This is a genomic window from Burkholderia territorii (assembly GCF_001718335.1).
GTDB lineage: Bacteria > Pseudomonadota > Gammaproteobacteria > Burkholderiales > Burkholderiaceae > Burkholderia > Burkholderia territorii.
In genome coordinates this window covers 1,571,954-1,595,408 of the sequence record NZ_CP013366.1, presented here as the reverse complement: position 1 = coordinate 1,595,408, position 23,455 = coordinate 1,571,954, and the positions used below count along the sequence as shown (strand labels likewise).

Sequence of the window (23,455 nt, the reverse complement as noted above, 5' to 3'; positions counted from 1 at the left end):
CGGTTATGACCGCTTGGACGAGGGTTGAATGAAACGTTTGAGCGCCGACAGGCCGGGCGCCGCGCGAGACGCGCCCGCCACGCCCGATACGCCGGGCAGCCGCGTCGCGAGGGATTCGAGTGCGCGAACATACGGATCGCGCTCCGCCGCGTCGATGATGAGCCGTCCCTGGTTCGCCGCATGTCCGATCGCGACGCGACGCGCGGGCAAGGTGCCGACCAGCGACAGCCCCAGACGCTCCGCGATCTGCCCGGGCAGCAAGTCCAGCGCCGGATCGTACTGGTTGACCACGAGCTTGACGCGATCGGTGTCGACGCCCGCATCGCGCAGCCCGGTGAGCAGGTCGGCGGCCGAAACGATCGAGGCGACGCCCTGATCGCAAACCAGCCACGCCTCGTCGGCCGATGCGGCGATCTGCGTGACGAACTCCCGGTTCGTGAACCCGCCGAGATCGACGACCTGCTGGTCGAAGAACGCACGAAAACGGTTCAGCAGCCCGATGCATGACGCATAGGACACGTCGCGCAATCCGCTCAGATCCGGCGGCAGCGTCGTCAGCGCGACGCCGCTCTGGTGCCGCGTAAGCGCGGTGTTCACGAACGTGCGATCGATGCGGCGCAGATTCTGCACGGCGTCGATGAAATGGAATTCGCAGCGCGTGTTCAGGAACAGCGCGCCGTCACCGGCCGGCAACCCCAGGTCGATCAGCGCGGTCTGGCGACCAGCCGGCACGCCGCCGTCCGCGCCGCCCGTTGCGCCCGGGCCGAGCGCGCGCTTCTGCAGCCAGACCGAGAGATTCGCGGCGAGCGTGCTGACGCCCATGCCCGCGCGCGCGCCGAGCAACGCGACAACCTTGCCGTGGCGGCTCGTCGGCTCCGCGACGTGGGACAGCAACCCGCGCGTCGTGCGCAGCGCGTCCTCGGCCGGTGCCGACACGTCGATGAAGTCGCGCACACCCGCACGCAGCGCGGCGAGCGTGCTCTCGGGCTGCGCGAGCGAACCGAGCGCGATGATCGGCAACCCCGGATGCGCGGCACGCACCGTGGCCGCGGCGACGCTCGCCGCTTCGCTGCGCTCGGAGAAGTCGATGAACACCAGTGCCGGATTGACGCCGGTGATGCGCTGCGCCAGCACGCCGGGGTCCAGCGACGCGGCCTCGACCGCACCGGCCGAGATCAGCGTATCGGCCAGCCAGCGCACATGCGCTTCCTGTGTCGATGCACAAACGAAGTAGTCGGTCACGGCGGGTTCACACAATGATTGAGTTCGTGCATTCATGTCGAACACCCCCGATTACGCATGGCGTAGCGCTGTGCCGCGACGCGCCGTGCTTCAGATTCATTTCGAAAACCCCGGTGCCGCATCCGGCGACGCGGCCCCGCCCAGATAGGATCGCCACACCGGCCCGTCACGCTGCTCCGACAACTCGCCGGGTGTCGCGGGCAGCACCGCGCCCTTCGCAATCGGTGCGACGAGATGCGGTGTCACGATGATCAGCAATTCCTTGTCGTTCTGCTGGTAGTTCAGATTCTTGAAGAACGTGCCGATGATCGGCAGATCGCCGAGCAGCGGCACCTTGCTCACGTTCGACAATGTCTGGCGGTCGATCAGGCCGCCGATCACGAAGCTCTCGCCGTCACCGAGTTCGACCGTCGTATCGGCACGACGTGTCGTGATCCCCGGCACGGCGACACCGCTGATCGTCACGCTGTTCACGAAGTCGAGCTGGCTCGATTCCGGCGCGACCTTCAGCGCGATCCGGCTCGGGCTCAGCACCGTCGGGGTCAGCGACAGACCGACGCCGTATTGCTTCCACTGGATCGCGGTCGAGCCGAGGCCCTGTGGCGCAGGCACCGGAATCTCGCCGCCCGCGAGGAAGCTGGCGCTCTGGCCGGACAGCGCGACGAGCGTCGGCTCCGCCAGCACGCGCGCCATGTTGTTCGCTTCGAGCAGCGACAGGTCGGCGAAGATGCCGCGTCCGGCTGCGTTTACGACCAGGTTGAACGCGGATGCGACCGGTGCGCCGAGCGTCGGGATGTACGAACCCGTGCCCGGGCCCGCTGCGCCGTTATACGACTGCACGCCGCCGGGCGCGAACGAGCCGAACGAAAAGCCGTTGCTCTGCTTGAAGAAATTGAAGCCGATCTGCTTGAGCACCGAACGGCTGAACTCCACCACCCGCACGTCGACCTGCACGACGTTCTTGCCGGCCAGCGTCGAACGATCGATCACCGTGCCTTTCGGGCTCATGTTTTTGGCGACCGCCGCGGCCCGTTCATGCGCATCGAGCGATGCCGCCGTTCCGCGCAGCACCGACGTCCCGCCATATGCCTTCACCTGCGGCGTGGAGCCGTCGAGTACCGCTTGCGCTGCCGCGTCGACGACTTCCACGCTCCATACCGTCGGCTCGTCGCGACCGCGCTCCCACAACATCACGTTCGTCGCACCCGGCGCCTTCGCGGTCAGCAGCACCGAGCCCGAACGACTGCCCTTCATGATCAGCACATCGGCGATTGCCGGATCGCCGACGGCGACCCGCTGCAACGCGTGGCCAGCGGAAATCTGCCGCTGCGCGCCGACCGCGAGCTCGATCGTGCCGCTCGCGCTTGCAATGGAGGTGAATGTCAGGGTCCAGAGAGCAATCGCGAATGCAATCAGTGTGTTTTTCATTGTTTGTTGGACCGTCGCACGGCCGTTACTTGTCGTCGCTGATATCGATGGCCATCGATGTTGTTCAATACGCAACCGTTTCCGACCGGCCGCCGCGGATCACCTCGATACTGCCTCCCCCTCCATTGCCTGCAGACCGCACCGCCGGCGGCAAGCGCGACGGCAGCGGCGGCACATTCACGTTGGCAACCGCGGACCGCGTCGTGCCGGACAGCTGTTGCAGCGATACGCCGGCCGCGGCAAGCGCCGATGGCGACAGCTTGTTGTCCGTGCGCACCGCCACCGTCTGCGTCGCGAGCTCGTCGTCGCGCGGGTTGCGCAGCGCGAGCGTCAGCCGCCCGCTCGCCTCGCCGAGGGTCAGCGCATCGACCTGCGCGGTCGGCACTGCGAGCACCGCGATGCGCGCGTTGCTCGGCTGGCCGTTGTTGCCGTTCGTGCTGTTGCCGCTGTCGCGATCCGGCGTCGCGTCGCCGAACGACAGCACGCGAACCTTCGACATCAGCAGCCGTGCCTGCGTCTGCGACACTTCGCCGTCGAACATCGCACCGCCGCCTTCCCGCTTCAGGTTCAGGAACACGTCGACGAAATTACCGGGCCGCAGCCGGTTGCCGACCGCATTCGTTTCGTCGACCCGAACCGCGATCGCGCGTTCGCCCGGCTCAAGGTCCTCGGCGAGGCCAGAAACCAGTGCATCGGAGACAACCGGCGCCGACGCTGCGATGTCCCTCGCAGGAACGCGACCGACGAGGGTTGCCGGATCTGAAAAAGCGCCAGACGGAGCGGAAGCGGAGGATTGAACCTTCAACGCATCGGCTGCAATCGGCTGACCAGCCTGCAACGTGCGCGTCGCGACAACCACTGGCACCGGATTCGCAGCGACCGCCTGTTGCGCGGAGGTGGAATGAGGTGTACTGCGCCCGAGCATCCATGCATAGATTCCGAGCAGAACAGCGATCGCAATCAGCAACCCCGCGATGATTTTTGTCAGATTGTTGGCCATGTTGATATCGGAATGCCGGGATCAGGTTCTGAAGTGTGGCAACGGTCGGGCAACTGCATCCAATAGGTTTACGATTCAAAGCATGCTGGGCTGAACCTGTACGGTCGCGCTACTCTGCAACTGAGGCGCACTAAATATGAATATCCAGGGAATCAGCGGATTCGCCGCGTAGGAATAGGTGGTCGTCACCATCACGTTGAATGCGGATGTGGACGTCGATGTGAACGTCGTCCCGCATGTCACGCCTGGCGTCGTTGTAGGTGTGGGCACCGACGTGGAAACCTGCGCGGCAAAACTGACGTTCTTCGACCACGGTGCGCCGCCCAACGCCTGCGTCACCGCATTTCGCGCGTTGACCTGCAGTCGGTCGCACGGCGCCGACGTGTAATTCAACGCAGCGCGCGCGCCTTCGGATGCTGCGAATGTCAGGCTTTGCTGGATGATGAACACCATCCCGAACGTAACGATCGCGTAAAAAATCAGGAAGAACAGAGGAAATACGAACGCGAACTCGACCGCCGCCACCCCCCGTTGCCGCCGCCATCTCGGCGACTGGCGCGTTTGCGTCCATCGGGCCATCACACTCCCCTCACATACACAAGATGCAGAAGCCACACAGCGGCCGGCACTACGAGAAACGCTGCGTAAGGCGTCGCTCGACGACCGCCTAGCGCCATCGCGGGCGTGCCGCGCTTGTATAGCGCGGCAACCGAGGTCCGTGAAAGCACCATTAGCCCGAGCGCATGGAGACCCGCAGCGACGCTCGCGAGTATCCAGAACCACAGCAACGCTTGCACGCCGCACCATGCACCGAGAACGGCGAATACCTTGACGTCTGCCGCGCCCATTACGCGCAGTGCAAAGAAGGGGGATAAGCAGATTAGGCCCACAGACGCCCCGATCAGCGACTGAGTCACAGTAATTCCGAACGGATTCCCACTGATGGCCGAGCTTGCCAATGCGCCTGCCAAACCCGCGATAACGAGCGTATTCGGAATACGCCGAAACCGAATATCACCGCTTCCGACGAGGGAAGCCCAAGCCAGGAAAACTCCGGCGAACAAAAGATGCGCCATGGCAGCAACCGACCGTCGGCAGAAGGACGAGCGAACCTTGACGCGTTCGCTCGTCGCCCCGGCGGAAAGCGGAGGTCACGTGGTTGTTTTGTTGCAGGTAGCCGGCGCAGTCACGCAACTGGAGATAGTCGAGAACATGCTTCCGAGACTCGTCCCGATCGTCGAAACGCTTGCGATGATTGCCACCGCAATCAACCCCGCGATCAGACCATACTCGATCGCGGTAACCCCGTCTTCTTCCTTGAAGAAGCGCTTGATGAGTGCTTTCATTTTTTAATTCCTCGTGCCTGTATGTACGTTCTTTGGCCTTTTATACGTTGTGCGTCCCCGTATATCTGGCCCTTGCCTCGCGCCGTTCGTTACACATGTGCAACGACAACCGAGTGCACTTTCTTTATATGTCACCCCGAGGGGTGCGTATCACAATTTGATGCAAGTTAACATTCGCGATAGTGATCCTCCTCGAACGTCGTGTACTGGACTGTACATTTCCTTACACCTGCTCCGGATTCTATATCCGATCCTATTTAACTTCCAACTTCTTTTAAGGCGGGATCGAAAAACTTTCCGCGAGCACAACGTATTTGTACGGCGTTTCGGTACGACTTACACATAGGATTTACGATAGGTTAGATGTGCACACCTAATCCACCAGTAAAACACGCGAACCGCCCGTCAGCCTTCCCCGCCCGCCACGTTACGCCGCGCGCGTAACGCCAATGTTGTGACGTTACGTTACGAAACGGCCGTAACCGTTCTCATTCGACTGCTCTTAAACAGATTCAACATTCTTTCAATTTGCCTAAAACCCTTTTCCGACAAGGAATTGCCTCGTTTAAAACCAATCGTCGAACCAGCGGCCATCGAAATGGCACGACAGTTGCAGAGTAATCCTCGCATCACTCAACACAACATCAGCTTCAATGCGAGGACGAAATGGACATTCAGGTTATCCCTCATGGCATGCTCCGGACGACTATGATCGCGGCCACCGTGGCAGCCATGCTTTCCCTCTCCGCGTGCGGCGGTTCCGGTTCCATCAGCAAGGGGCTCAGCGGCGGCTCGAGTTCGGGCGGTGGCGATTCGATCTCCACGTCGGGTGGCGGTACCTCCGGCGGCACGTCCGGTTCGACCAGCGGCAGCACGTCGGGTAGCACGAGCGGCTCGACCAGCGGCAGCACGAGCGGTTCGACGAGCGGCAGCACCAGCGGCACGACGAGCGGGACGACCAGCGGCACGACGAGCGGAACGAGCGGTACCTCGGGCGTGTCGGCGAACCCGGTGGGGACTGTCCTCGCACAAGGCAGCAATGTCGTCACGAGTCTCGGCGGCACCGTATCCGGCCTCGGCTCCATGGTTGCCGGCCAGTCGTTGCCCGGCGTCAACCCGGCGACGACGCAAGCGGCAGGCGGCATCGTGCAGAACGTCGGCGGCGCGGTGACGGCGCTCGGCAATGGCCTCGGCAGCGGCCTCGGCCAGCTTGGCGCGACGAAGGATCCGGTCGGTGTCACGGTCGCCAGCACCGGCGGCGTGGTGAACCAGCTCGGCGGCGCGGTCACGCAGACCGGCAACCTGGTCACGAGTCTCGGCAGCGGCCCGCTGTCGCCGCTCGCGCCGGTCACGGGCGCCGTCGGCGGCCTCGTCGCGCAGGTCGGCAACGCCGTATCGAACGGCGGCACCACGTTGACCAACGTGTTGTCGACCGGTCCGATCCAGCAGGTCACGCAGACGGTCAGCTCGGCGATCACGCCGATCACGACGATGGTCGGCCAGACGACGCAGACGATCGGGACGGCCACCGGCCTCGGCGCCCCGGTCAACACACTGCTCGGCACGATCGGCAACGGCCTGAACCAGGGTGGCGCACTGATCGCATCGACGGGCGGCAACCCGGTCACGACCGGCCTCGGCAACACCGTTTCGTCGGCCGGCAATACCGTGAAGGCTGTCGGCGGCCTGCTCACGGGCGGCACCGGCGGCACGACCAACCCGCTCGCACCGCTCACGGGCCTGCTCACGACCGTCACCGGCACGCTCGGCGGCGCAGCAGGCGGCACCAGCGGTGGCCCGCTCGCTCCGGTCACCGGCCTCGTCTCCGGCCTCACCGGCACGCTCGGCGGTGCAGCGGGCGGCACTAGCGGCGGCCCGCTCGCTCCGGTCACCGGCCTCGTCTCGACCGTCACCGGCGCACTCGGCGGTGCAGCAGGCGGCACCAGCGGTGGCCCGCTCGCTCCGGTCACCGGCCTCCTCTCCACCGTCACCGGCGCACTCGGCGGCGCAGCGGGCGGCACCAGCGGCGGCCCGCTCGCTCCGGTCACCGGCCTCGTCTCGACCGTCACCGGTGCACTCGGCGGCGTAGCAGGCGGCAGCAGCGGTCCGCTCGCCCCGGTTACGGGCCTCGTCTCCGCAGTCACCGGCGCGCTCGGCAGCGCAACGGGCGGCACCGGCGGCGGCAACCCGCTCGCTCCCGTGACGGGCGCGCTGTCCTCGGTCACCAGCACGGTCGGCGTACCGGCCCTGAGCGGCAGCACGGGCGGCGCCACGAACTCGGGCTCGGGCTCGAATCTGCTCGCGCCTGTCACGTCGCTGATCGGCGGCCTGCTTGGCGGCACGCACGGCAAGTAATCGAGCATCCATTCATCGACAAGACAGCGAGGAGTCAATCATGTCCCAGCAACGTTCCATCACGACGGCCGTCCTGCGCCAATGGCGCGTGCCCCTCACCGCCTTCGCCGCAGCGTGCCTGCTGGCTGCCTGCGGCGGCAACAGCGTCAGCGCGCCGCCGTCCAGCAACAACGGCGGCGGCAGCTCCAGCGGCACGAGTGGTACGAGCGGCACCAGCGGCACCAGCGGCTCGTCCACCGGCACCAAGGGCGCTGTCAACACGCTCGGCCAGACTGCAACCGATCTCGGCAGCACGATCGGCAACGTCAGCCTGCCGGGCCTCGGCGACGGCGTGACGAAGGGCGTCGGCAGCACTGTCTCGAGCACCGGCACGATCATCAACGCGGCGGCCGATGCGTTGAGCAACGGGCTCGGGCAGACCGGCTCGATCAAGGATCCCGTCGGCACGACGGTCGCGGGCCTCGGCAATGTCGTCGGCGCGACCAGCAACACCGTGTCGGGCCTGAGCTCGACCGTCAAGGCGCTCGGCACGGGCCCGCTCGCGCCGCTCGCGCCGGTCACGTCGCCGGTCGGCACCGTGCTCGACACCGTCGCCAACGGCCTGTCGGCCGCCGGAACGACGATCGGCTCGACGCTGTCGTCGGGGGCCGTGCAGCAAGTGACGCAGCCGCTCAGTTCGGCAATCACGCCGCTGGTGATCACCGCCGGCCAGGTCACGCAACAAGTCGGCACGACCACCGGCCTCGGACAGCCCGTGTCGGGCCTGCTGGGCCAGATCGGCGGCGCGATCAGCTCGGCGGGCAAGCAAGTCGGCAGCACGTCGAATCAGCCGCTCGTCGGCGACGTCGGCCAGCTCGTCACCGCGGTCGGCAACACCGTGACCAACGCAGGCGGCCTCGTGAATCCGAACGGCCCGAACGGCGCGGCACCGATCCCCGGCCTGATCACGAGCCTCGTCGGCGGCTCGACGGCCACCGTGCAGAACGGCTCGTCGTCGGGCTCCGGCTCGACCAACCCGCTCGGCGGCCTGCTGTCCGGCCTCGGCTCGACGCCGCTCGGTTCGCTCACCGGCGCAGTCGGTGGCGCAACGGGCGGCTCGGGCAGCAACCCGCTCGCGCCGGTCACCGGTCTCGTGTCGACGGTAACGGGCGCGCTCGGCGGCGCAACGGGTGGTGCAGGCGGTGCAAACCCTCTCGCGCCCGTCACCGGTTTGCTGAATACTGTCACCGGAGCAGTCGGCGGTGCAGCGGGATCCGGCGCTTCGTCGAATCCGCTCGCACCGGTCACGTCGCTCGTCGGCGGCGTGACGGGGACGGCATCGTCGGGCAGCTCGACGGGGCTCCTCGCGCCGGTAACGGGGTTGCTGGGCACGCTGGGTAGCGTTGGCAAGTAAGGAGGACGGTCGCGCCTTTGCAGCCGGAGCAGGAGGCGCGGCCGTACAAACACAACCGGCAATGCGGCACGCGGCGCGCGACACCCTGGTGTCGCGCGCCCGCATTAGAAAGAAGACGAAAAGCAAGGCCTACGAGGAAGAACAATGAAATCCAGACTCGACAGTTGGATGATGCTGCTCGCCATCGCGGCAGCAGGCACGGCACATGCACAAACGCGCGCGGCGGGTAACCCGCTCGATTCGCTCCCCCAGATCAACGCCCCGCAAAAAGGCCCGAGCGTCACCGTGCAGGTCACGCCGCAGGCACCGCAGCTGCAGGAGTTGCTGTCGCGGCACCTGACGCCTACGACGTTCCAGGTCGAGGGCGTCAAGTCGGTGCCGTTCGACGAAATCTCGCGTCGCTTCACGCCCCTCGTCGGCAAGGACATCACGATCGGCGAGCTGATCGAAACCGCGAACGGCGTGACCAAGCTGTACCAGGATCGCGGCTATGCGCTGTCGTTCGCGTTCATTCCCGCGCAGACCTTCGAGAACGGCGTCGTACGCGTGACCGTCGTCGAAGGCTACGTGTCGGACGTCAAGGTCACCGGCAAGCCCGGCGCGATGGAATCGAAGATCCGCGCGATCGCCGCGCACATCACGGCCGATCGCCCGCTGCGCCGCGCAACGTTCGAACGCTACGTCAACACGTTCGGCCTGCTGCCCGGCCTGACGGTGAAGGCCAACGTGCCGCCGCCGCAAACGACGGACGGCGCGACGACGCTCGAACTGGCCGTCGACCGCAAGGCGTTCAACGTCAGCACCGGCATCGACTTCAATCACCCGGGCGTGCAGGGTCTCATCACCGCGACGGAAAACGGCCTCACGTCGTTCGGCGAGCAACTGAGCATTTCCGCGCTGGTGCCGCCCGGGCGCGACAAGCAGACCTACGTCGCGTTCAGCGGCGCGGTGCCGGTCGGCAGCAGCGGCCTGGTCACGCGCCTCGATGCGAGCACGTATCGCGGCAAGCCCACCGACAACCCGGGGCTGCCGTCGTCCGTCGAGCGCACCGTCAAGAACGAGAAGCTCGGCCTTTCGGCATCCTATCCGTTGTTGCTGAACAACCAGCGCAGCCTGCTCGGCACCGTGTCGGGCTATGCGTCGCACAACGAAGACCGCTATCAGAGCAAGCTCAACGGAAACAGCATCGACACGCGCTCGCAGGTCCGCGTGCTGCAAATGCAGCTCGACTACACGAGCGTGTCGGCCAAGCAGGTGCAGAAGCTCAGCGTGAACGTCGCCAAGGGCTTCAACATTCTCGGTGCGTCGAAATCGCAGGACACCACGATCGGCTCGAACACGACGTCGGTGGACAGCCCGGTTTCGCTGACGTTCGTGCGTACCGGCGCAACCTTCACCCAGACCAACGAATGGCCGTTCAAGATCGGCACGTCGATCTCGCTGACCGGCCAGTACAGCCCCGATTCGTTGCCGACATCCGAGCAGATCTCGTTCGGCTCCACGCGCTACGCGCTCGGCTATCAGCCTGGCGAAACATCGGGCGACTCGGGCTGGGGAATGTCGCTGGAAGTCAACCGCGGTTTCACGCCGGGCTGGACGTACATGAAATCGATCACGCCGTACATCGCATACGACATGGCGCGCGTGTACCTGCACACGGGCACGCCGTCGCCGAGCCGCCTGTCGTCCGTCGGCATCGGCGTGCGATTTTCGGATAGCCGTTACTACAGTCTCGACCTGAATATCGCAAAACCGGTCGGCGACGCGCCCGTCGAAAGCGCATCGCGCAGCCCGCGCGTGAATGCCGCGTTCTCCTATCAGCTCAACTGATCGGTCACCAAACGGCCCGCGTCTTGCGGGCTGTTTGGATTAGAGTCCCCTCTATCAAACGCAGCACGCGGTTTCACGTATTCTGGCAAAGCTCGCAACAAGCCACCGCCCCATGCAGACGGTCGTGCGGGCGCATCGAATACGACATGAAACAAGGAGGAAGACGATGATTCAACTGACCCGCCCGTTGCGCACACTGGCAATCGCAAGCGCACTGCTCGCTTGCGCCGCCCCGGCATTCGCCCAAGCCGACAGCCCCGTCGGCATGTGGCAGACGATCGACGACAACACCCATCAGCCGAAGGCGCTCGTGCAGATCTCCGACGACGGCGATGGCTCGCTGTCGGGCAAGGTCGTCAAGGGCCTCGGTGCCAACGACACGCCCGATCGCCGCTGCACCGCATGCACGGACGAGCGCAAGGATCAGCTCATCAAGGGCATGACGATCATCAAGGCGATGAAGAAGGACGGCGACCACTGGGACGGCGGCAACATCCTCGACCCGGAAAACGGCAAGGTCTACAAGTGCAAGATGTCGCTGGAAGACGGTGGCCAGAAGCTCGTCGTACGCGGCTACATCGGCGTGTCGCTGCTTGGCCGCTCGCAGACCTGGGTTCGCGCGCAATAACGCAACATAACGCAACGCGCGTCGATACGCGCGACGCAATGAAAAATCGGCCTGCGACGGCGTCGTCAGGCCGATTTTATTTGGAGCCGAGCGTGCGTGAAATCGATCGACGTCATGCTGCGTGCTTCAGCGCTTCCGGTGCACGACCGCCCTGCGGGCGATACGCGGGCGCTGCGGCACTTCGCATCTCCGCCGCCTTCGATTGCGCATGCTTTCGCATCCGCGCGGACAATTCGTTGCACAGATTCACGCCGGCGTCGCCGTAGAGCTCGCGCATTACCTGCATCAACGTGCCGGTCTCGTGCCAGACCTTGAAGCGGCGATGGCAGGTCTGGTACGAAGGGTAGCGACGCGGCATCGCAGACCAGGTCGCGCCGCTATAAATCACCCAGAGTACGCCGTTCAGAACGGCGCGCGTGTTGGCCAACGGACGGCCGCGCAATTCGGTGCGCGGCTGCATTTCGGGCAGAAGCGGCACGACGCAGCGCCACTCATGGTCGGTCAGATCGCGATACGGTGTCATGGACATCTCCAGCCTTAAGAACCATGACTCAACGATATCGGCTGCCCTCAACCATGAATATAAGACAAATCCGAAAATACCCTGAGATCGCGATAATTTGACCGGAATTGACGTTTGAAGGACGCCACTTGCCGGAAAACCGCGATCAGGTCAGCGACGTGTCGACGATACGGCGCGGCGTTTCGAGGTACTCCTTCGACTGCATCTCGACGATCCGCGAGACCGTGCGCGCGAATTCGTTCGCCATCGGTCCTTCGACGTACAGCTGCTCCGCCGGCACGGCCGCGGACATCAGCAGCTTGACCTTGTGGTCGTACAGCACGTCGATGAGCCAGGTGAAGCGCCGTGCCTCGGACGCCATCCGCGGCGACATCTGCGGCACTTCCGACAGCACGATCGCATGGAAGCGGCTGGCAAGCTCGAGATAGTCGTTCTGCGAACGCGGGCCGCCGCACAGCGTCGCGAAATCGAACCAGACGACCCCGTCGGCCTTGCGCAGCGCCTTCAGCTCGCGCTTCTCGATATGCAGGATCGGGCTTTCGTCCGGCACCGCGGCGAGCTTCGCGAATGCATGACGCAGCTCGCGATCGGCATCCGCGCCGAGCGGCGTGTGGTACATCCGCACCTGCGCGAGCGTGCGCTGGCGATAGTCGACGCCCGCGTCGACGTTCAGCACGTCGAGCTTTTGCTTGATCAGCGCGATCGCCGGCAGCATGCGGTCGCGATGCAGGCCGTCGGGATACAGATCGTCGGGATCGTAGTTGGACGTCATCACGAACTGCACGCCGTTGTTGAACAGGCGATCGAGCAGCCGGTACAGGATCATCGCATCGGCGATGTCCGACACGTGGAATTCGTCGAAGCAGATCAACCGGTAGCGCTTCGCGATGCGCCGCGCGAGCTCGTCGAGCGGATCGGCCTGCCCCTTCAGTTCCTCGAGTTCGCGGTGTACCTCGCGCATGAATTCGTGGAAATGCAGGCGCGTCTTGCGCTGCACCGGCACCACCGCGTAGAAGCTGTCCATCAGGAAGCTCTTGCCGCGACCGACGCCGCCCCACATGTAGACGCCACGCGGCAGGTCCGGATGATTGATGAGCTTCTTGAACGCGTTCGAGCGACGCGCCTTGTATTCGACCCACTCGTCGAAGCAGCGCTGCAGGCGATCGACGGCCGCGCGCTGAGCGGGATCGGACTGATAGCCGCGCGTGGTCAATTCGCGCGTGTAGTATTCGGTGACGTTCATCGGGCAAACCGGAAAGAACGAAGGCGAGCGGGGAAACCCCGCCCGCCTTCGTCATGAGACGGCTGCGCCGGCCGATGGCCGGCAGGCGCTACACCGTGCTCAGCTGTTCAGCGAGCGCTTGTCGACGGCGAGCGCCGCTTCGCGCATCACTTCCGACATCGACGGGTGCGGATGGCAGATGCGGGCGATGTCTTCCGACGCCGCCTTGAACTCCATCGCCACCACGGCTTCCGCGATCAGATCCGACGCGTTCGCGGCGATCACGTGCACGCCGAGCAGTTCGTCGGTCTTCGCGTCCGCGATCATCTTCACGAAGCCGTCCGGCGCATTCATGCCGAGCGCGCGGCCGTTGATCGAGAACGGGAACTTGCCCGACTTGATCTCGCGGCCTTCCGCCTTCAGCTGCTGCTCCGTCTTGCCGACCCATGCGATTTCCGGGTACGTGTAGATCACCCACGGAATGCAGTTGTAGTCGATATGCGGCTTCTGGCCGTCGATCACTTCCGCGACCAGCACGCCTTCGTCTTCCGCCTTGTGCGCGAGCATCGGGCCGCGCACCACGTCGCCGATCGCATAGACGTTCGGCACCGCGGTACGGCAGTGGTCGTCCACGTCGATGAAGCCGCGCTCGTTCGCCTTCAGGCCGATCGCCTCGAGGCCGAGGTTGTCGGTGTTCGGCACGCGGCCGACCGACACGATCAGGCGGTCGGCGTCGAGCGTCTGCGCGTTGCCGTCCTTGTCCGTGTAGGCGATCGACACGCCGTTCGCCGTCGTCTTCACGTCGCCGATCTTCACGCCGAGATGGATGTCGAGGCCCTGCTTCTTGAACAGCTTGGCCGCTTCCTTCGCGAGCGCTTCGTCGGCTGCGCCGAGGAATGCCGGCAGCGCTTCGAGCACCGTCACTTCGGCGCCCAGGCGACGCCACACCGAGCCGAGCTCGAGGCCGATCACGCCTGCGCCGATCACGGCGAGCTTCTTCGGCACCGAGTCGAACGTCAGCGCGCCTTCGTTGTCCGACACGATCTTGTTGTCGACCGGGATGCCCGGCAGATGACGCGCCTTCGAGCCCGTCGCGATGATCACGTTCTTCGCGGTGACGACTTCCGTCTCACCCTCGCCGCTCACTTCGATCTGCACGCCGGCGTCGGTCTTGCCGGTGAACTTGCCGTGGCCCTTCAGCCAGGTGATCTTGTTCTTCTTGAACAGGAACTCGATCCCGCTCGTCATCTTCTCGACGATCGCATCCTTGCGGCCGAGCATCTTCGCGACGTCGATCTTCACGCCGTCGACCGTGATGCCGTGGTCGGCGAGGTGATGCGACGCGTTCTCGAACTCTTCCGACGACGCGAGCAGCGCCTTCGACGGGATGCAGCCGACGTTCAGGCAGGTGCCGCCGAGCTTCAGCGCGCCGGCCGGGTTCTTCCACTTTTCGATACAGGCAACGGTCTTGCCGAGCTGCGCGGCGCGAATCGCGGCGATGTAGCCGCCGGGGCCTGCGCCGATCACGACGACGTCAAATTCCTTGGACATGACAATCCTTTCTACTTGTACGCCCGCACGGTCGCGCGTGTGCGCAACCGTGCGGCGCGGGTCAATGCAGTGAGACTCGGCTTACAGGTCGAGCAGCAGGCGTGCCGGATCTTCCAGCGCATCCTTCATCGCGACGAGCGACAGGACGGCTTCGCGGCCGTCGATGATGCGGTGGTCGTACGACAGTGCCAGGTAGTTGATCGGACGGATCACGATCTGGCCGTTTTCGACGACCGGGCGCTCCTTCGTCGCGTGCACGCCGAGGATGGCCGACTGCGGCGGGTTGATGATCGGCGTCGACAGCATCGAGCCGAACACGCCGCCGTTCGAGATCGAGAACGTACCGCCCGTCATTTCCTCGATCGACAGCTTGCCGTCCTTCGCCTTCTGGCCGAATTCGGCGATCTTCTTCTCGATGTCGGCGAGGCTCATTTGATCGGCATTGCGCAGGATCGGCACCACGAGGCCGCGCGGCGAGCCGACGGCGATACCGATGTCGAAGTAGCCGTGGTAGACGATATCGTTACCGTCGATCGACGCGTTCACGAGCGGGAACTTCTTCAGCGCGTGCACGGCCGCCTTCACGAAGAACGACATGAAGCCGAGCTTCACGCCATGTTCCTTCTCGAACTTGTCCTTGTACTTGTTGCGCAGCTCCATGACCGGAGCCATGTTGACTTCGTTGAACGTCGTCAGGATCGCGTTGGTCTGCTGCGACTCGAGCAGACGCTCGGCGATACGCGCACGCAGACGCGACATCGGCACGCGCTGTTCCGGACGATCGTTGAGCCACGTCGTGGCCGACGCCGGCACCTTCACTTCCGGCAGCGACGGCTTCGCAGCGGCGGTCTTTGCCGGTGCGGCGGCCGGAGCGGCCTTCGGTGCGCTGCCTGCGGCCAGCGCGTCGCCCTTCGTGACGCGGCCGTCGCGGCCCGAACCTGCGACGTCGCCTGCCGACAGGCCCTTCTCGGCCAGCAGCTTCGCTGCGGCCGGCGATGCGGCGGCCGAGCTCGATGCGACCGCGGCAGCCGGTTGTGCGGCCGGTGCGGCTGCGGCGGGTGCTGCCGCCGGCTTCACTTCGGCGGCGCCCGCTGCTGCTTCGGCAGCCCCTGCCTTCGCTTCGGTGTCGATCGTCGCGATGACCTGGTCGGCAACGACCGTGTCACCGTCGTTCTGCAGCACTTGCGCGAGCACGCCCGCGGCCGGTGCCGGCACTTCGAGCACGACCTTGTCGGTCTCGAGTTCGATCAGGATTTCGTCCTGCGCGACTGCTTCGCCCGGCTTCTTCTTCCACTGCAGCATGGTGGCTTCCGAAACCGACTCCGAAAGCTGGGGGACTTTGACTTCTACGATAGCCATGTGATTTTCCTGGATGCTTAATCTGGGTAATGACGAGGTTCGTGCGATTCCTTCGGCCGATGCGGCGCGCGACGCGCCCGGCGGGCCAAAAGACACGGGAAAGCGCGCTGCGCCTTCCCGTTTCGCTTGACGTCGGTTATTTCGCGATCGATGCGCTCTTCAGGCGGCCGAATGCACCTTCGATGAGGGCCTTCTGCTGCTCGTAGTGCTTCGCGTAGTAGCCAACCGCCGGCGAGGCCGAAGCCGGACGGCCGCTGTATGCCAGCTTCTGCCCTTCCTTCATGCCTTCCTTCAGGTGGTGCTCGACGTAGAACCAGGGGCCCTGGTTCTGCGGCTCGTCCTGCACCCAGACCACTTCAGTCGCGTTCTCGTACTTCTTCATTTCCGCTTCGAACTGCTTGTGCGCGAACGGATACAACTGCTCGATACGGATGATCGCGACGTCGTTCGCCTTCGCTTCGCGGCGATGCGCGACGAGGTCGTAATACACGCGGCCCGAGCACACCAGCACGCGCTTGACCTTCTTCGCGTCGATGCCGCCGTCGGTTTCGCCCAGCACCGGCTGGAACGAACCCTTCGCGAGCTCCGACAGGTCCGACACCGCTTCCTTGTGGCGCAGCAGCGACTTCGGCGTTGCGACGATCAGCGGCTTGCGGAACAGGCGGATCATCTGGCGGCGCAGCAGGTGGAAGATCTGCGCCGGCGTCGTCGGCTGAACGACCTGCATGTTGTGATCGGCGCACAGCTGCAGGAAACGCTCGATACGCGTCGACGAGTGTTCCGGACCCTGGCCTTCGTAGCCGTGCGGCAGCAGCATCGTGAGACCCGACACGCGGCCCCACTTCACTTCGCCCGACGAGATGAACTGGTCGATCACGACCTGCGCGCCGTTGACGAAGTCGCCGAACTGGGCTTCCCACAGCACGAGCGTGTTCGGCTCGGCGGTCGAGTAACCGTATTCGAAGCCCAGCACCGCTTCTTCCGACAGCACCGAGTCGATCACCGTGAACTTCGCCTGACCGTCGGCGATGTTCTGCAGCGGCACGTACGTGCCGTCGTTCCAGCGCTCGCGGTTCTGGTCGTGCAGCACCGCATGACGGTGCGTGAACGTGCCGCGGCCCGAGTCCTGGCCGGTCAGGCGCACCGAGTAGCCCGATGCGACGAGCGACGCGAATGCGAGGTGTTCGCCCATGCCCCAGTCGAGCGGCTGGTCGCCGCGCGCCATGTTGCGGCGGTCGTTGATCACGCGCTCGACGAGCGGGTGGACCTTGAAGTTTTCCGGGACCGTCGTGATGCGTTCGCCGAGGCGCTTCAGTTCGGCGAGCGGCACGGCCGTATCGGCCGCGTCCGTCCACTTGCGGTTCAGGAACGGAACCCAGTCGACCGCGTACTTGCTCTTGTAGTTCGACAGCACCGGATCGACGGTGTGGTGGCCGTCGTCCATCGCCTTGCGGTACGCCTTCACGTAGTTGTCGGCGTCTTCCGCGGTGATCACGCCCTGCTGCACGAGCTTCTCCGCGTACAGCGCACGGGTGCCCGGGTGCTGCGCGATCTTCTTGTACATCAGCGGCTGCGTGACCGCCGGCGTGTCCTGCTCGTTGTGGCCCAGCTTGCGGAAGCAGACGATGTCGATCACGACATCCTTGTGGAACTGCATCCGGTAGTCGATCGCGATCTGGGTCGCGAGGACGACGGCTTCCGGATCGTCGCCGTTTACGTGCAGCACCGGCGCTTCGATCATCTTGACCACGTCGGTACAGTACAGCGTCGAGCGCGCGTCGCGCGGGTCGGACGTCGTGAAGCCGATCTGGTTGTTGATGACGATGTGCAGCGTGCCGTGCGTGCCGTAACCGCGCGTCTGTGCGAGGTTCAGCGTTTCCATCACGACGCCCTGGCCGGCAAAGGCCGCGTCACCGTGGATCTGCACCGGCAGCACTTGCAGGCCGTCTTCGTCGCCGCGGCGGTCCATCCGTGCCTTCGCGGAACCTTCGACCACCGGGTTCACGATTTCGAGGTGCGACGGGTTGAACGCGAGCGACAGGTGGACCGGGCCGCCTTCGGTCGACACGTCCGACGAGAAGCCCTTGTGGTACTTCACGTCACCGGCCGGCAGGTCGTCGACGTGCTTGCCTTCGAATTCGGCGAACAGGTCGGCCGGCATCTTGCCGAGCGTGTTGACCAGCACGTTCAGACGGCCGCGGTGCGCCATGCCGATGATGATTTCCTGCACGCCGCGCTTGCCTGCGTGCTGGACGACTTCGTCCATCGCCGCGATGAAGCTTTCGCCGCCTTCGAGCGAGAAGCGCTTCTGGCCGACGTACTTGGTGTGCAGATAGCGCTCGAGGCCTTCCGCTGCCGTCAGGCGGTTCAGGATGTGCTTCTTCTTGTCGACCGAGAAGGACGGCGTCGCGCGGATCGATTCCAGGCGCTCCTGCCACCAGCGCTTTTGCTCCGGATCGCTGATGTACATGTATTCGGCGCCGATCGTGCCGCAATACGTGTCACGCAAGCCCTTGACGATGTCGCGCAGCGATGCCTGGTCGAAACCGAAATACAGGTTGCTTGCGCTGTAGGTCTGGTCGAGGTCGCCTTCGGAGAAGTCGTAGAAAGCAGGTTCAAGTTCGGGAATGGCGGGACGTTCGCGACGCTTCAGCGGATCCAGATTGGCCCATTGCGAGCCGAGGAAGCGATATGCGCTGATGAGGGACTGGACATGGACCTGCTTGCGCGCGGTCGCCAGATTGCTCGTGCTTTCGCGCGGGATGAAGGCATTGGCCTTCGCGCGCTCGGCAAACGATTCGACGATCGGGAAGTGAGCGACGTCGTTGGCGTTCGAGCCGTCGGTTGCAGGCACGTTCTGCAGCGCGTCGAAATACTCTCGCCAGTTCTCCGGCACCGATGCCGGATTGTTGAGGTATGCATCGTACAGTTCTTCAACGTACGAAGCATTGCCGCCGAACAGATAGGAGTTCAGCTGAAACTGCTTCATTACATCTGACATTTTACGCTCACCTTTCTTCGAGCTTCTCGAGAAATAGCGGGTTACTCAACCTTCCGCGACACGGCCTGACCGTTTAGCGGATTGCGAATCAAGTCTTGCTTGGAAGGACCTAAAACTTGCGTGCGCGCAGCATATCACAGAACCGATACCGAAGTTCACGCCGAGTGCGCCTGAAAGCGCCGCGCGGCGGGGGTTTTGCCGGATTGCGGCGCGCTGCGGGAACAGTGTTTTACAGCGCGCCCGATTGCACACCGCGCAAATGCAAAAAGGCTGCCCGAAGGCAGCCTTTTTCGTCATGCGGGAACGGCCGATGCTCAGTCGACCGCGCCTTCGCGGCTCGCGCGGCGACGCTCGTGCTCCTTCAGGAAGCGCTTGCGCAGACGGATCGACTGCGGCGTCACTTCCACGAGTTCGTCGTCGTCGATGAACTCGACCGCGTATTCGAGCGACATCTGGACCGGCGGCACGAGACGCACGGCTTCGTCGGTGCCCGACGCACGCACGTTGGTCAGCTGCTTGCCCTTGATCGGGTTCACGACGAGGTCGTTGTCGCGGCTGTGGATGCCGATGATCATGCCCTCATACAGCGCGTCGCCCGGCTTCACGAACATGCGGCCGCGATCCTGCAGCTTCCACAGCGCGTACGCCACTGCCGCGCCGTCGTCCTGCGAGATCAGCACGCCGTTGCGGCGCTCGAACACCGAGCCGTCCTTGACCGGTGCGTACGAGTCGAAGATGTGGCTCATCAGGCCCGTGCCGCGCGTCAGCGTCAGGAATTCGCTCTGGAAGCCGATCAGGCCGCGCGCCGAGATCTTGTACTCCAGACGCGTGCGGCCGCGGCCGTCCGATGCCATGTCGAGCATTTCGCCCTTGCGGCGACCGAGCTCTTCCATCACGCCGCCCTGGTGCTCGTCCTCGACGTCGACCGTCAGCAGCTCGTACGGCTCGTGGCGCACGCCGTCGATTTCCTGCATCACGACGCGCGGACGCGACACGGCCAGCTCGTAGCCTTCACGACGCATGTTCTCGACGAGAATCGTCAGGTGCAGCTCGCCGCGGCCCGACACTTCGAACACGGTTTCGTCGCCCGTATCCTTCACGCGCAGCGCGACGTTGTGGTTCAGTTCCTTCATCAGGCGATCGCGGATCTGGCGGCTCGTCACGAACTTGCCTTCGCGGCCAGCCAGCGGCGACGAGTTGACGAGGAAGTTCATCGTCAGCGTCGGCTCGTCGACGGTGATCATCGGCAGCGCTTCCGGCGTGTCGACCGCGCAGATCGTCGCGCCGATGCCGACGTCTTCGATACCGTTGATCAGCACGATGTCGCCGGCTTCGGCCGATTCGACCTGCACGCGCTCGAGACCCTTGAACGACAGCACCTGGTTGATCTTGCGGTTGAGCACGTCGCCTTCCGGACCGAAGCGCATCGCGACGGGCTGACCCGGCTTGATGCGGCCGCGCGTGATGCGGCCGACGCCGATGCGGCCGACGTACGTGGAATAGTCGAGCGACGTGATCTGGAGCTGCAGCGGCGCTTCCGGATCGGCCGGGCGAACCGGCACGTGCTTGAGGATCGCCTCGAACAGCGGACGCATGTCGCCTTCGCGGGTCGCCGGATCGAGCGACGCATAGCCGTTCAGGCCCGAGGCGTAGACGATCGGGAAGTCGAGCTGCTCTTCGGTCGCGCCGAGCTTGTCGAACAGGTCGAAGGTCTGGTTGATGACCCAGTCGATCCGCGCGCCCGGACGGTCGATCTTGTTGATGACGACGATCGGCTTCAGACCGAGCGCGAGCGCCTTCTTCGTGACGAAGCGCGTCTGCGGCATCGGGCCCTCGACGGCGTCGACGAGCAGCAGCACCGAGTCGACCATCGACAGCACGCGCTCCACCTCGCCACCGAAGTCCGCGTGCCCCGGCGTGTCGACGATGTTGATGTGCGTGCCTTCATATTCGACCGCGCAGTTCTTCGCGAGAATCGTGATCCCGCGCTCCTTTTCGATGTCGTTCGAGTCCATCACCCGCTCGGCAATCTGCTGGTTCTCGCGGAAGGTGCCGGACTGGCGGAGCAGTTGGTCGACGAGCGTGGTCTTGCCGTGGTCGACGTGAGCGATGATGGCGATATTGCGAAGGGCGCGGGTCATAGAAACCTGGAAATCGTTGAACGCGCAAACGCGCACGCTCGTCAGTCACCGGGACACGTGCGCGCGCGTTGCAGCTTGGAAAGCCTCAAATTATAGCACGTGAGGATGTCGAAAGCCGGACTGCCCTTTGCAATGCAGCAAACCGCACCTCCCTGCCCTCGCTGCGCACCTCGGCCGGCACCGCCGATGATGGGCAGAAGACCCTGACGCCGACAAGGAGATTTTGGACCGGGGAGCGCGCCCTCGCCCGTTCGATTAACATTTGCCGCGGCAAGCAATTGTGCCTATACTGCTGCCTAGTCAACTATTGCAGCTTCAGGGTTTTATGTCGGATTCTCCTTCCCAACCGTCCGTTTCGCCGCTGTCCACGTATCAGATGAACGACAGCGTCGGTTATCTGATGTCGCGCGTGAAATCGGTGATGACCAACCTCGTCACGCAGCGCACGCAGGAAGAGCTCGGCATCACGGGCACGCAGGCGAGCATGCTGTTCATGATCGCCGTCGGCAAATGCTCGACAGCCGCCGAGCTCGCGCGGGAATACGGGATCGACGCGAGCGCGGTCACGCGCCTGCTCGATCGCGTCGAAAAGCGCGGGTTGCTGTCCCGGGTGCGCAGCATCGAGGATCGGCGGGTCGTGCGTCTCGAGCTGACCGACGAAGGTCGCGCGCTGGCGGAACGGCTGCCGCCGGTATTCCGCAGCGTGCTCGACGAACTGCTGGACGGTTTCACGCCGGAAGAAGTCGGTTTTCTGAAGAGCATGCTGCGGCGCATTCTCAGCAACTATTGCGAGACCGCCGGCAGTAGCGCCACGTAATAGTTGCCATAACAATTACTTTTGACAGATTAATGTAAGGAAATCCTTGCAGTGTCCATCATTCATTCCGAGTCAGGGAACAGCGCGATGAAATCCTCCCCGTTGTCCGTGCGCGCCGGGTCGTGCCGCGCCGCCGTCGCCGCCGCGGTCGCCGCGCTGGCGCTGGCGGGCTGCGCAAACTACATCGGCATCAAGAGCGACAAGCAGATCGCACCCGCGTCGCAATTCGAAACCGCCCAGAGCCTGCCCGCCCAGGGCGGCCAGTGGCCGACACTCGACTGGGCAAACCAGTTCGGCGATCCGCAACTGCCGAAGCTGATCGACGAGGCGCTCCAGGGCAACCCGTCGATCGCGCAGGCACAGGCGCGCATCGCCAAGGCGTCGTCGTACATCGAATCGTCGCGCTCGAACCTGATGCCGAAGGCCGAAGCCAGCTACTCGTGGACGCGCGAGCTGTATTCGTCGAACGCGCTGTTCCCGCCCCCGTACGGCGGCCAGTGGTACAGCGAGAACAACGCGCTCGCGAGCGCATCGTGGGATCTGGATCTGTGGGGCAAGAACCGCGAGCGCCTGCATACGGCCGTGTCGCAGGAAAAGGCCGCCGAAGCCGACATGCAGCAGGCGCGCATCACGCTTGCGTCGTCGGTGGCCCGCACCTACAACTCGCTGGCGCAACTGTATGCGCTGCGCGACATCGCGCAACGCGAGATCACCAACCGCCAGACGGTAGGCAAGATCACCGACGGCCGCGTGTCGGCCGGCCTCGACACCAACGTGGAACGCCAGACCGCGCGCGGCAACATCGCGACGACCCAGGCGTCGCTGTCCGACCTCGACGGCCAGATCACGACCGTGCGCTACCAGCTCGCCGCGCTGCTCGGCAAGGGGCCGGATCGCGGTCTGCAAATCGCCGCACCCGTGATGAACCCGACCGGCGAAGTCGCGCTGCCGGGCAACCTGCCGGCCGACCTCGTGTCGCGCCGCCCCGACATCGTCGCCGCGCGCTGGCAGGTCGAGGCCGCCATGCACGACGTGAAGGAAGCGAAGGCGGAATTCTTTCCCGACGTGAACCTCGCGGCCGGCTTCGGCTTCGATGCGTTCGGCTGGGGCAAATTCCTGAATTTCGCGAGCCGCCAGGCGCAGTTCGGGCCGGCCATCCACCTGCCGATCTTCGATGCGGGTGCATTGCGTGCGCAGCTCAAGGGCCGCTACGCGGACTTCGACCTGTCGGTCGCGAACTACAACCAGACGCTGATCAGCGCGCTCAACGACGTCGCGACACAGGTCGCATCGATCCGCGCGGTCGACCGCCAGATGGACGACGCGCAGCGCGCGCTCGACGCGTCGACGCGTGCGTACGACCTCGCCGTGATCCGCTACAAGGCCGGCCTGTCGCCGCAGCTCCAGGTGCTGACCGCCGACAGCAACCGCCTCGCGTCGGAGCAGACGGTGACGAACCTGAAGATGCGCCGGCGCGACATGCAGCTCGCGCTGATCAAGGCGCTCGGCGGCGGGTTCGATGCGACCGGCACGCGGCTCGCCGCGCCCGACGCCGACAAGCAGACGAAACAGGCCGCCAACTGATCCGGCGCCACCACTACGCAGACACTCGAAATAAC

Annotated in this window: 18 protein-coding genes; 6 read left to right on the top strand and 12 right to left on the bottom strand. The window is 64.7% G+C overall.

The features are described from left to right. Positions 1-3 precede the first annotated feature (3 nt). The 6 genes from WS51_RS17890 to WS51_RS31160 all read right to left on the bottom strand — a co-directional run bounded on the left by WS51_RS17890 (position 4) and on the right by WS51_RS31160 (position 5,016). Positions 4-1,278 (bottom strand): fimbrial protein, encoded by a 1,275-nt coding sequence (locus WS51_RS17890; RefSeq protein WP_069230002.1) that lies wholly within the window; start codon positions 1,276-1,278, stop codon positions 4-6. A 60-nt stretch (positions 1,279-1,338) separates the two neighbouring features. Continuing rightward, positions 1,339-2,670, bottom strand: coding sequence for a type II and III secretion system protein family protein (locus WS51_RS17885; RefSeq protein ID WP_069229544.1), 1,332 nt, complete (start codon positions 2,668-2,670; stop codon positions 1,339-1,341). 64 nt (positions 2,671-2,734) lie between these two features. Then, positions 2,735-3,670, bottom strand: coding sequence for a Flp pilus assembly protein CpaB (gene cpaB / locus WS51_RS17880; RefSeq protein WP_060260439.1), 936 nt, complete (start codon positions 3,668-3,670; stop codon positions 2,735-2,737). Positions 3,671-3,745: 75 nt separating this feature from the next. Continuing rightward, positions 3,746-4,249 (bottom strand): TadE/TadG family type IV pilus assembly protein, encoded by a 504-nt coding sequence (locus tag WS51_RS17875; RefSeq protein ID WP_069229543.1) that lies wholly within the window; start codon positions 4,247-4,249, stop codon positions 3,746-3,748. Beyond that, entirely contained in the window at positions 4,249-4,746 is a 498-nt protein-coding gene (locus tag WS51_RS17870) for an A24 family peptidase (RefSeq protein ID WP_059771209.1), read from the bottom strand. The genes WS51_RS17875 and WS51_RS17870 overlap by 1 nt, the downstream gene beginning before the upstream one ends. 75 nt (positions 4,747-4,821) lie before the next feature. After that, positions 4,822-5,016, bottom strand: coding sequence for a Flp family type IVb pilin (locus tag WS51_RS31160; RefSeq protein WP_060271777.1), 195 nt, complete (start codon positions 5,014-5,016; stop codon positions 4,822-4,824). A 666-nt stretch (positions 5,017-5,682) separates the two neighbouring features. Here WS51_RS31160 and WS51_RS17860 point away from each other — a divergent pair. From WS51_RS17860 to WS51_RS17845, 4 genes are all read left to right on the top strand, one after another. Then, positions 5,683-7,371, top strand: coding sequence for a collagen-like triple helix repeat-containing protein (locus WS51_RS17860; RefSeq protein ID WP_059501841.1), 1,689 nt, complete (start codon positions 5,683-5,685; stop codon positions 7,369-7,371). 40 nt (positions 7,372-7,411) lie between these two features. Further along, the gene (locus WS51_RS17855; protein WP_059501839.1) at positions 7,412-8,764 is read left to right on the top strand and encodes a collagen-like triple helix repeat-containing protein; all 1,353 of its coding nucleotides are present in this window, start codon (positions 7,412-7,414) and stop codon (positions 8,762-8,764) included. A gap of 144 nt (positions 8,765-8,908) precedes the next feature. Beyond that, positions 8,909-10,594, top strand: a complete 1,686-nt coding sequence (locus WS51_RS17850; RefSeq protein WP_059771213.1) for a ShlB/FhaC/HecB family hemolysin secretion/activation protein — start codon at positions 8,909-8,911, stop codon at positions 10,592-10,594. Positions 10,595-10,760: 166 nt separating this feature from the next. After that, complete coding sequence (locus tag WS51_RS17845; RefSeq protein WP_059501835.1) at positions 10,761-11,222, top strand: DUF2147 domain-containing protein; 462 nt, start codon at positions 10,761-10,763, stop codon at positions 11,220-11,222. Between the two features lie 112 nt (positions 11,223-11,334). Here WS51_RS17845 and WS51_RS17840 read toward each other — a convergent pair whose 3' ends face one another. From WS51_RS17840 to typA, 6 genes are all read right to left on the bottom strand, one after another. Next, positions 11,335-11,745: a transposase gene (locus WS51_RS17840; RefSeq protein ID WP_069229542.1), complete on the bottom strand. Its 411-nt coding sequence runs from the start codon at positions 11,743-11,745 to the stop codon at positions 11,335-11,337. A gap of 145 nt (positions 11,746-11,890) precedes the next feature. Next, positions 11,891-12,988 carry a cell division protein ZapE gene (gene zapE, locus WS51_RS17835; RefSeq protein ID WP_059447179.1) on the bottom strand — a complete coding sequence of 366 codons (1,098 nt, stop codon included), beginning with the start codon at positions 12,986-12,988 and terminating at the stop codon, positions 11,891-11,893. A gap of 99 nt (positions 12,989-13,087) precedes the next feature. Continuing rightward, entirely contained in the window at positions 13,088-14,518 is a 1,431-nt protein-coding gene (gene lpdA / locus WS51_RS17830; RefSeq protein ID WP_059771218.1) for a dihydrolipoyl dehydrogenase, read from the bottom strand. Between the two features lie 81 nt (positions 14,519-14,599). Continuing rightward, the gene (odhB, locus tag WS51_RS17825) at positions 14,600-15,877 is read right to left on the bottom strand and encodes a 2-oxoglutarate dehydrogenase complex dihydrolipoyllysine-residue succinyltransferase (RefSeq protein ID WP_059447177.1); all 1,278 of its coding nucleotides are present in this window, start codon (positions 15,875-15,877) and stop codon (positions 14,600-14,602) included. A gap of 136 nt (positions 15,878-16,013) precedes the next feature. Beyond that, positions 16,014-18,878 carry a 2-oxoglutarate dehydrogenase E1 component gene (locus tag WS51_RS17820; RefSeq protein WP_059447176.1) on the bottom strand — a complete coding sequence of 955 codons (2,865 nt, stop codon included), beginning with the start codon at positions 18,876-18,878 and terminating at the stop codon, positions 16,014-16,016. 314 nt (positions 18,879-19,192) lie between these two features. Next, positions 19,193-21,019 carry a translational GTPase TypA gene (typA, locus tag WS51_RS17815; RefSeq protein ID WP_059447175.1) on the bottom strand — a complete coding sequence of 609 codons (1,827 nt, stop codon included), beginning with the start codon at positions 21,017-21,019 and terminating at the stop codon, positions 19,193-19,195. 325 nt (positions 21,020-21,344) lie between these two features. Between typA and WS51_RS17810 the strand changes: the two genes are divergently transcribed. After that, positions 21,345-21,836, top strand: coding sequence for a MarR family winged helix-turn-helix transcriptional regulator (locus WS51_RS17810; RefSeq protein WP_069229541.1), 492 nt, complete (start codon positions 21,345-21,347; stop codon positions 21,834-21,836). Between the two features lie 87 nt (positions 21,837-21,923). After that, complete coding sequence (locus WS51_RS17805) at positions 21,924-23,420, top strand: efflux transporter outer membrane subunit (protein WP_059447173.1); 1,497 nt, start codon at positions 21,924-21,926, stop codon at positions 23,418-23,420. The last annotated feature ends 35 nt before the right edge of the window (positions 23,421-23,455 follow it).